Origin of the sequence: Bacillus cereus group sp. Sample62, from assembly GCF_036851315.1 — a bacterium.
Lineage (GTDB): Bacteria > Bacillota > Bacilli > Bacillales > Bacillaceae_G > Bacillus_A > Bacillus_A wiedmannii.
On sequence record NZ_JAFLPK010000001.1, the window covers coordinates 240,427 to 247,500 of the forward strand.

The window sequence follows — 7,074 nt, forward strand, 5'->3', positions numbered from 1 at the left end:
ACCGTTTTTGTGTTGGCGGGTTGTATGGAAAAGAAACAAGATGATGTTGTGAGAGATTTAGAGGCGAAAGTAAAAGGGATGAAAAGTTATCAAGCTGAAGCAAAATTATCTATTAAAACAGGGAATGAGCCTCAGGAGTACAAGGTAGAAATATGGCATAAGGAACCTTCTTTTTATCGTGTGAATTTGCAGAATGCGAAAAAAGATCAAAGCCAAATTATTTTAAGAAATGAAGAAGGGGTATTTGTATTAACGCCAGCACTTAATAAGAGTTTCCGTTTCCAAAGTGATTGGCCGCAAAATAGTAGCCAGGCTTACTTATATGAATCCCTTGTGAGAGATATTTTACAGGATAAGAAAAACCTTACTTTTGAAAAAACAGATAAGTATTATATTTTTAAAACAAAAACAAACTATCAACATCAAAACATGTTGCCGAAACAAGAGATTACATTGAAGAAAAGTGATTTAACACCAGTTTCGGTGAAGTTAATGGATAATGATCAAAATGTTCTTGTGAAAGTAGATTTCTCAAAAGTGAAATTTGATGCGAAATTTGATAAAGGTGCATTTGATACGAAACAAAATATGTCTAGGGCGCAAGTAGATGTTCAAACAGCAGCGAAAGAAGACAAACCATTTGCTATTTTGTATCCGCGTGATACGCCGCAAGGTATGGTTTTGAAAGATGAAAAAGAGTTGAAGACAGACAGTGGCAAGCGTGCGATACTCACATACACTGGAAGTAAGAAATCCTTTACTTTGATACAAGAAAAGGCAAAAGTTGCAGAGGCTTCGTCAGCGATAAGTGTGAGCGGAGAATTGGTTGATCTTGGCTTTACAATTGGGGCATTGACGAAAGATTCTTTAACGTGGTCGCATAACGGAGTAGAATATATGCTCGTGTCTAAAGGTTTAGAGCCGAAGGAGCTATTAATGGTTGCTCGTTCAGTTACAGAGAAGCAAGTGAAGTAAACTTCTTAGACGTGGTGATATATGTGCACCACGTCTTTTCTTAGTTTGAAGGGTGGATTTCATAAAAGAAGCATATAAAAGAATAAGCTTCGCATATCGTGTATAAGGAAGTGTATTTATGGAAGAAGCACCATTTTACCGTGACACTTGGGTGGAAGTGGATTTAGATGCGATCTATAACAATATTACACACATTAAAGATTTCATTCCAAGTGATGTAGAGATTTTTGCTGTAGTCAAAGCGAATGCATATGGACACGATTATGTACCGGTAGCTAAAACGGCATTAGAAGCAGGGGCGACAAGGTTAGCGGTTGCTTTTTTAGATGAAGCTCTAGTGCTTCGAAGGGCTGGTATTACTGTGCCGATTTTAGTGTTAGGTCCTTCCCCGCCTCGTGATGTCAATGTAGCTGCTGAAAATGATGTAGCGTTAACTGTTTTTCAAAAAGAATGGGTGGATGAAGCGATCAAACTTTGGGATGGTTCATCTACAATGAAATACCATATTAATTTCGATAGTGGTATGGGAAGAATTGGAATACGCGAACGAAAAGAATTAAAAGGATTTTTAAAGAGTTTAGAAGGTGCGCCATTTTTAGAATTAGAAGGAGTTTATACACATTTTGCAACAGCGGATGAGGTGGAGACTTCTTACTTTGATAAGCAATATAACACATTTTTGCAGCAGTTAAGTTGGTTGAAAGAGTTCGGAGTGGATCCTAAATTTGTCCATACAGCTAATAGTGCTGCAACGCTACGTTTTCAAGGGATTACATTTAATGCAGTACGAATTGGCATTGCGATGTATGGGTTATCCCCGTCTGTAGAAATACGCCCTTTTTTACCGTTTAAATTAGAACCAGCGCTATCACTGCATACGAAAGTTGCTCATATTAAACAGGTGATTAAAGGGGATGGGATTAGTTATAACGTCACTTACCGAACGAAGACGGAGGAATGGATTGCAACTGTTGCGATTGGATATGCAGATGGATGGCTTAGAAGATTACAAGGGTTCGAAGTGCTTATAAATGGTAAAAGGGTACCGATTGTAGGTCGAGTAACAATGGATCAATTCATGATACACCTTCCTTGTGAAGTACCGCTTGGTACGAAAGTTACACTCATTGGAAAACAAGGTGATGAGTATATTAGTGCTACTGAGGTTGCTGAATATTCTGGGACTATTAATTATGAAATTATTGCAACGATAAGCTTCCGTGTGCCGAGAATATTCATACGGCACGGCAAGGTTGTAGAAGTAATCAATTATTTGAACAATATATAGAAGGTAGTATGATTTGCTTCTTGTCATTTGAGAGGACTGTTCATTGGTTAAGAATAAGCTCATTTTTGATGAGAAGCTTTTTACTTATCATTACTTTTAACATAATTTAAAGTGAATTTTGCTGGGAAACTCTTTCGTTTCTTGTTTGTAATAAGATAAAAATAAAAGAATATGAATGTTTTGTTTGTGAATTGGAAAACATAAGCAAGGAATAAGGAAGTCTTTGCAACAGGCCCCATACAATGGTATTATTACAATAGGTGTCATATATATATTTGGGTGTGTAGTTGACGGTGGAGGTGTATTTTTGTGTCCGAATCAAGTGTAACTACTGAAATCGTGGTTCGGTTGCCAAAGCAAATGGTAACGGAATTGGACGGAATTGGAAAACAAGAGAATAAGAATCGCCATGAACTAATTTGCCAGGCAACACAACTGTTATTGCGTCAACATAAGACGAAGAAACGCTACCAACATGAATCAATGCGACGTGGGTACATTGAAATGGGAAAAATTAATCTTGGTATTGCATCGGAAGCTTTCTTAGCAGAGTATGAAGCAGCTCATACAGTAGAACGCTTAGTTAGCGGGGGGTAATATTTTGATTGTAAAACGCGGCGACGTGTATTTTGCAGACCTTTCCCCAGTTGTTGGTTCTGAGCAAGGAGGCGTTCGTCCGGTTCTTGTCATTCAAAATGACATCGGAAATCGTTTTAGTCCAACGGTGATTGTAGCGGCTATTACTGCACAGATTCAAAAAGCTAAATTACCCACTCATGTGGAAATTGATGCGAAAAAGTATGGTTTTGAGAGAGATTCTGTTATTTTACTTGAGCAGATTCGAACAATCGATAAGCAGCGCTTAACGGACAAAATCACTCACTTAGATGAAGTGATGATGATTCGTGTAGATGAAGCGCTACAAATTAGTTTAGGACTAATAGATTTTTAAATCGGCAGTTTAAGTTGCTCTCTTTACAGGGCAACTTTTTTTTATTATAGAGGAGGTTACGGTTGTATATGGAAATGGTAGATAATCGACAAGCGTTAATGAAAATGTTAGTGAAGGAATTAGGCTTTACCGAAAAGCAAGTTCGTCATGTTATTCAATTAACAGAAGAAGGTAACACAGTTCCATTTATTGCTCGTTACCGAAAAGAATGGACAGGCTCTTTAGATGAGGTGCAAATTCGTACAATTTTAGAGAGATGGCAATATATGATGCAGCTTGAAGATAGGAAAGAAGAGGTTCTTCGTCTTATTGATGAGAAGGGGAAACTGACAGGAGAGTTACGTCAGCAAATTGTTAAAGCTGTAAAGTTGCAAGAAGTAGAAGATTTATATCGTCCATATAAAGAGAAAAGAAGAACGAAAGCAACGATTGCAAAAGAAAAAGGACTAGAGCCGTTAGCTGAATGGTTATTGTTATATAAGAAAGAAGATCCAAATCAGAAGGCAATGGAGTTTATTAACGCAGAGAAAGAAGTGCAATCTGCAGAAGAAGCATTACAAGGTGCCCAAGACATTATTGCAGAAATCATTTCAGATGAAGCAGCTTATCGTAGTTGGATTCGGAATGTTACTTTTAGAAAAGGTGTTATGTCTTCGTCCGTAAAAGATGAAGAGAAAGATGAAAAGAATATATATGAAATGTATTACAGTCATGAAGAACCGTTGCAGAAAGTAGTACCGCATCGTGTATTAGCGATGAATCGCGGTGAGAAAGAAGCTATATTGAGAGTTTCTGTTGTTCCACCAGTAGATGAGATAGTAACTTTCTTATATAAGAGAGTAATTCGTGATAACGATTCTAAAAGTGCACATTATGTAAAGTTAGCAATTGAGGATGGTTATAAACGATTAATTCAATCCTCCATTGAAAGAGAGATTCGAAAAGAATTAACAGAAACCGCTGAGGAACAAGCGATACATATTTTCTCTGAGAACTTACGTAATTTGTTATTACAACCTCCAATGAAAGGAAAGGTTGTGTTAGCTGTAGATCCTGCATATAGAACGGGTTGTAAATTAGCTGTTGTAGATGATACGGGGAAGGTTCTATATATTGATGTTATTTATCCGCATCCACCTGTTCGTAAATATGAAGATGCAAAAACGAAAGTTCTTTCTATTATAGATAAATATCAAGTTGAAATGATTGCGATTGGGAATGGTACAGCTTCTAGAGAATCGGAAGAATTTATAGTTGATGTATTACAAAATGTGAAACAAGAAGTCTTCTATATTATTGTGAACGAAGCTGGTGCGAGTGTATATTCGGCCTCTGATTTAGCTCGTGAGGAATTTCCGAATTTACAGGTTGAAGAAAGAAGTGCTGTTTCTATTGGGAGACGTCTGCAAGATCCACTTGCTGAACTTGTGAAGATTGATCCTAAATCAGTTGGGGTTGGACAATACCAACATGATGTATCTCAAAAGAGGTTGAATGAATCATTAACATTTGTAGTAGAGACGGCAGTTAACCAAGTCGGTGTGAATGTAAATACAGCCTCAGTTGCGTTATTGCAATATGTTTCGGGTTTATCGAAAACCGTTGCGAAAAATATTGTGGCAAAGCGTGAAGAAGAAGGGAAATTTACAAAACGAACAGACTTAAAGAAAATACCGCGTCTAGGTGCGAAGACATATGAACAATGCATAGGTTTCTTACGTATATTAGAAGGGGCAAATCCGTTAGATCGAACGGGTATTCATCCAGAACAATATAAAAATGTTGAAGTGTTATTGAAGAGTCTAGGGTTATCAAAAGATGACGTAGGGCAATTGCAATTACAAAAGAGCTTAGAAGAAGTGGAGATTTCTAAATTATCGCAAGAAACGGGAGTTGGGGAGCCAACATTAGTTGATATTATAGATGCGCTCATTAGTCCAGAGCGAGACATGAGGGATGAGTTGCCTAAACCGCTTCTGAAAAAAGGGATTTTGAAATTAGAAGATTTAAAACGTGGTATGGAACTGGAAGGAACAGTTCGTAACGTTGTTGATTTTGGTGCTTTTGTTGATGTAGGTGTAAAACAAGATGGTTTAGTACATATTTCTAAACTAAGCAAACAGTATGTGAAGCATCCGTTAGATATTGTATCTGTCGGACAAATCGTAAAGGTATGGGTAGATGATATTGATACGAAAAAAGGTCGCGTTGCACTATCTATGTTGCCGATAGAATAGTAAGAGAAGAGAGCGGATGAAACTGCTCTCTTTTTTTATGGGATAAAACGTGTAATGGATTATGAGCTTTGATGTATTTTGCTATAATAAAACCAGCATTCATTTAGTAATTTAATTTGATACCGGTTTTTTTCAAAATATGCGCGTTGCATTTGTTTTTTTAGCCACGTAGGCATAGGAATCCCTCCTTGTTTAATCCTACTCTCAACAATCTAAGGTACTATTGATGAGAGGTTGGTGAGTGGATTTCTATTCATGCTATATTTTTAGAAACCACGCTTCTTGAATGAGGATGGGTATATGTACTATTTAATATATGTATAAGGGAGGAGAAAAGTGTAAAAATATTTTTTAGTTTAGGAGGAATGAGAGTGGATAAGCAAGAGATACAGCGTCTGGTGGAAGAAGTATCACTACAATACTTCGGAATGCCATTTTTACATAAAGCTATGTTCAATAGTAGGTTGCGTACAACTGGTGGGCGTTATCTATTGAATACACACAATATTGAACTGAATTATCGATATTACGAAATATATGGGAAAGAAGAGTTAGTTGGAATCATTAAACATGAGCTTTGTCATTATCACTTACATATTACAGGAAGGGGCTATAAGCACCGGGATAGAGATTTTCGTGAATTGTTAAAAGAAGTTGATGCGCCACGCTTTTGTAAACGAATAATTAATGAAGAAAAGGAAAAAAAGGTTTATACGTATGAATGTATGGGCTGTTCGCTTCAATATGTAAGAAGACGTCAAATAAATACAAAAAGATATGTCTGTGGAAAGTGTAAAGGGAAACTGAACCTGATAAAGAAAACATCTTGACAGTGAAAACGCAATCCAGTATATTATAAACATGTCACGTTTGTACAAGATGTTGTGAAAAAACATCTTGACTTACGATAAGAAATTTTATAAGATACAAATTGTCTTTATTATTCCGCAGTAGCTCAGTGGTAGAGCTATCGGCTGTTAACCGATCGGTCGTAGGTTCGAGTCCTACCTGCGGAGCCATACAGAGAAGTACCCAAGTGGCTCAAGGGGCTCCCCTGCTAAGGGAGTAGATCGCTAACGCGGTGCGAGGGTTCGAATCCCTTCTTCTCTGCCATACATACTGGCCCGTTGGTCAAGTGGTTAAGACACCGCCCTTTCACGGCGGTAACACGGGTTCGAATCCCGTACGGGTCACCACTTCGGAGGATTAGCTCAGCTGGGAGAGCACCTGCCTTACAAGCAGGGGGTCGGCGGTTCGATCCCGTCATCCTCCACCATATAAAATATATAAGTAATATCATCGCGGGGTGGAGCAGCACGGTAGCTCGTCGGGCTCATAACCCGAAGGTCGCAGGTTCAAATCCTGTCCCCGCAACCAAATGGTCCCGTGGTGTAGTGGTTAACATGCCTGCCTGTCACGCAGGAGATCGCCGGTTCGACCCCGGTCGGGACCGCCATTTTAACTTCTGCTATTTGGCAGTTGTTTTTTATTGGACATTATGTTACAATAACATTTGTCTTTGAAAAGAAGATAAATATTTCGATGGGCTATAGCCAAGCGGTAAGGCAACGGACTTTGACTCCGTCATGCGCTGGTTCGAATCCAGCTAGCCCAGCCATTTA

At 38.3% G+C, this 7,074-nt stretch carries 7 protein-coding genes and 7 tRNA genes; 13 read left to right on the forward strand and 1 reads right to left on the reverse strand.

Annotation, left to right across the window (positions count from 1 at the left end):
• Nucleotides 1–24: 24 nt before the first annotated feature.
• From J0835_RS01350 to J0835_RS01370, 5 genes are all read left to right on the forward strand, one after another.
• Entirely contained in the window at nucleotides 25–975 is a 951-nt protein-coding gene (locus J0835_RS01350) for a LolA family protein (protein WP_140386643.1), read from the forward strand.
• A gap of 118 nt (nucleotides 976–1,093) precedes the next feature.
• A complete protein-coding gene (alr, locus tag J0835_RS01355) occupies nucleotides 1,094–2,263 on the forward strand; it encodes an alanine racemase (RefSeq protein ID WP_000390587.1) in 1,170 nt (389 codons plus the stop codon).
• Between the two features lie 309 nt (nucleotides 2,264–2,572).
• Nucleotides 2,573–2,860 carry an antitoxin EndoAI gene (locus tag J0835_RS01360; RefSeq protein ID WP_000004570.1) on the forward strand — a complete coding sequence of 96 codons (288 nt, stop codon included), beginning with the start codon at nucleotides 2,573–2,575 and terminating at the stop codon, nucleotides 2,858–2,860.
• A gap of 4 nt (nucleotides 2,861–2,864) precedes the next feature.
• Nucleotides 2,865–3,215, forward strand: coding sequence for a type II toxin-antitoxin system endoribonuclease NdoA (ndoA, locus tag J0835_RS01365; protein WP_000635963.1), 351 nt, complete (start codon nucleotides 2,865–2,867; stop codon nucleotides 3,213–3,215).
• A 68-nt stretch (nucleotides 3,216–3,283) separates the two neighbouring features.
• Nucleotides 3,284–5,452 carry a Tex family protein gene (locus J0835_RS01370; protein ID WP_140386641.1) on the forward strand — a complete coding sequence of 723 codons (2,169 nt, stop codon included), beginning with the start codon at nucleotides 3,284–3,286 and terminating at the stop codon, nucleotides 5,450–5,452.
• A 59-nt stretch (nucleotides 5,453–5,511) separates the two neighbouring features.
• Here the strand turns inward: J0835_RS01370 and cmpA are convergent, their stop codons facing one another.
• A complete protein-coding gene (gene cmpA, locus J0835_RS01375) occupies nucleotides 5,512–5,628 on the reverse strand; it encodes a cortex morphogenetic protein CmpA (RefSeq protein WP_001143642.1) in 117 nt (38 codons plus the stop codon).
• Between the two features lie 195 nt (nucleotides 5,629–5,823).
• Here cmpA and J0835_RS01380 point away from each other — a divergent pair, with 195 nt between their 5' ends.
• From J0835_RS01380 to J0835_RS01415, 8 genes are all read left to right on the forward strand, one after another.
• Nucleotides 5,824–6,282 (forward strand): SprT family protein, encoded by a 459-nt coding sequence (locus tag J0835_RS01380; protein ID WP_087979190.1) that lies wholly within the window; start codon nucleotides 5,824–5,826, stop codon nucleotides 6,280–6,282.
• Nucleotides 6,283–6,396: 114 nt separating this feature from the next.
• A tRNA-Asn gene (locus J0835_RS01385) sits at nucleotides 6,397–6,471 on the forward strand.
• 3 nt (nucleotides 6,472–6,474) lie between these two features.
• Nucleotides 6,475–6,565: transfer RNA gene (locus tag J0835_RS01390), tRNA-Ser, on the forward strand.
• An 8-nt stretch (nucleotides 6,566–6,573) separates the two neighbouring features.
• A tRNA-Glu gene (locus J0835_RS01395) sits at nucleotides 6,574–6,648 on the forward strand.
• Nucleotides 6,649–6,652: 4 nt separating this feature from the next.
• Nucleotides 6,653–6,728 (forward strand) — tRNA-Val (locus J0835_RS01400).
• A gap of 24 nt (nucleotides 6,729–6,752) precedes the next feature.
• A tRNA-Met gene (locus J0835_RS01405) sits at nucleotides 6,753–6,829 on the forward strand.
• Nucleotides 6,830–6,832: 3 nt separating this feature from the next.
• A tRNA-Asp gene (locus J0835_RS01410) sits at nucleotides 6,833–6,908 on the forward strand.
• A gap of 87 nt (nucleotides 6,909–6,995) precedes the next feature.
• Nucleotides 6,996–7,070, forward strand: a tRNA-Gln gene (locus J0835_RS01415).
• The last annotated feature ends 4 nt before the right edge of the window (nucleotides 7,071–7,074 follow it).